1 protein-coding gene is annotated in these 2,864 nt (G+C 39.5%); it reads left to right on the top strand.

The features are described from left to right. Positions 1 to 225: 225 nt before the first annotated feature. On the top strand, positions 226 to 2,864 hold a 2,639-nt coding region (locus FVQ77_16645), incomplete at its 3' end, for a PKD domain-containing protein (protein MBW8051930.1).

Genomic DNA, 2,864 nt, shown 5'->3' with positions numbered 1-2,864 from the left:
GACACGGGATGTCACCCGTTAACAGTAAACTTTTTCAATTTCTTAACTGGTGTTGATACGATAAGATGGGATTTTGGAGATGGCAGCGCTGTTGTAAATGATTCCAACCCAACACACATATTCTATAATTATGATACCACTGGAAGTGTTGATAGTGTTTATACTGTTGAGCTGTTTGTAAGATCACAATATGGCTGTGGAGCGGATACGGTGAAAAAAACTGTAATGGTTCATCCGAAGCCTTCTGCTCAGTTTACTGTTAGTGATGATACAATTTGCAGTCCGTTTACGATTACTATAACTGATGGTTCTTCAGGATTTGATAGTTTGTATTGGACTTTTGGTGACGGAGGGGATACAGTTACAGTAGGGTCTTTAACACATACTTATAATAACACTTCACTCATCCCGGTTACTTCTACATTGCAGTTAATTGCAAAAAATATTGATGGCTGTACTGATACGTTTACCCAAGCAATTGTTGTAAACCCTAATATTTCTGCCAATTTTGCCATTGTGCCCAATGATTCGGGCTGTCATCCGTTTAATGTAACTTTTGTGAATTTATCACAGGGGGCAGATACATTTTATTGGGATTTTGGTGATGGAAGCCCCGTTGAAACAACAAGTGCACCTACGCATCCCTATATCAATCCAGACACTGTTGCGGATAGTGTTTATTCTGTTAAATTAACAGTTATTTCTCAATACAGTTGCCAGGCAGATACTACGCAGCAAATAGTGGTGCATCCTCAGCCCGTTTCATCTTTTACGGTAAGCGATACCGTTGTTACCGCTCCTTTTATTGTCACGCTCACTAATTCTTCAACTGGCGCTGTGAGCTATTTTTGGGACTTTGGTGACGGAGATACCATAACAAAAACTGACACGAACAGCTTTACACATCCTTATACCAACACGACTGACAGCATAGTAAGCTATACCTTATGCTTAACAGCAAAAACCAATTTTGGCTGTACAGATACATCTTGCAAACCCATTATAGTTAAACCGCAGCTCAGGGCAGACTTCAATATAGTCCCCAATGATTCGGGTTGTCATCGGTTTACGGTTTTCTTTATTAATACATCAGTAGGGGCTGATACATTCGCATGGGATTTTGGCGATAGCAGTTCAATTGATACAAGCAAAAATCCAACGCACACATTTTCAAATACAGCAGTTGTAGATTCAGTATTTAATGTTGTATTGATCGTTACCTCTCAATTTGGCAATAAGGATACTGTTACAAAACAGGTGGTAGTACATCCCAAGCCTGTGGCACAATTCAATATGATAGATACAGTGGGCTGCAGTCCGTTGACGGTAACTTTTAACAATATCTCAACCGGAGCAATTATTTATTACTGGGATTTTGGAGATGGTGATACCGCGATAAAAACCAACACGGCCAGCTTTACGCATAAATTTGTTGATACTTTATTATCTCCTATACTATTTAGCATAACGCTTATTTCAGAATCGATCTATGGCTGCAGAGATACTATAAAGAAGAATATCACAGTTGATCCTCCGCCAAATTTTACTTTCACCACCCTTCCTCTTACAGGATGTAAACCACTGCAGGTTTCATTTAGCCCTAAATCTGGTGCAGCATTATATGAGTGGGATTTTGGAGATACTAATACTTTAACAATAGCAGCTGATAGTACTGTAACGCATACTTACAACACAGAATCGACATTTACAGTTCAATTAATAGTTACTACCTCATCGGGCTGCAAGGATACTGCTACGCAGACTGTTACAGTATTTCCCAAGCCGGCTGCGTTATTTTCTGTAAGTGATACACTCAACTGCAGCCCATTTCAGGTAACTATTTGCAATTCATCTACAGGGGCTGATGTTTATTATTGGAATTATGGTGATGGAAACAGTGATACACTTCCTGATTCTTGTTTTACGCATCCTTATAATAATTTTACAGATAGCACGGTTTCCTATATAATCACTTTGATTGCAGATAAAATTGGCGGATGCTCAGATACGATAATAAAAACAATTTACGTGCTTCCTGAAATTAATCCACTTGCAGGAATTCTTGGTGGCGATACAGCAGGATGTCATCCTTTTACTGTAGATTTCTTTAATCAAACCACCGGGGCATTTAATTGTACGTGGGACTTTGGTGATGGTGATACGCTAAATACCTGCAGCCAGTTAATAAACCATCCATTTACGAATGATACCATAAATATTGATTCGGTTTATACAGTTAATTTATACCTCAGCACACTGAGCTGTGCAGATACAGTTACCTTAAATGTTGTAGTTCATCCGGTTCCTGTTGCTGGTTTTACTTTGAGCGATACGGTTGGGTGCAGTCCGTTTACGTTGACAATTACAAATACGTCTTCAGGCGCTGATAATTATAACTGGCATTTTGGCGGTGGCAGTGATGACACATCTACAACTCCAGCGCCTGCTTTTACCAATACTTACGTTAATCCTTCAGATACTTCACAACTCTATACCATTACTTTAGTAGCTGGTACACAATTCGGATGTTCAGATACTATTCCCAAAAATATTGTGGTAAATCCTGAAATTCTTGCATTTGCCCAGGTATTGGGCAGTCCGACAGGATGCCACCCTTTTACGGTAGATTTTGCCAGTTTTGCCCCAATAGCTGACAGTGTGCTGTGGGATTTTGGGGATGCTACGACTTCTACGCAACAAAATCCAACCCATACATTTTTAAATCCTCCCCCTTCAACAAGTGATAGTACGTACATTATAATATTTACTGTATATGCTATGGGTTGCTCAGTTTCAACTCCATTAACTGTTATTGTTCAACCTACACCTTTAGCAACTTTTATCGCAACTCCCCCACTCCAAAC

This window comes from Cytophagales bacterium, assembly GCA_019456305.1.
In the GTDB taxonomy this organism is placed as follows: domain Bacteria; phylum Bacteroidota; class Bacteroidia; order Cytophagales; family VRUD01; genus VRUD01.
Note: the sequence above shows the minus strand (reverse complement) of the source record. Positions and strands in the feature narration are given on the sequence as shown.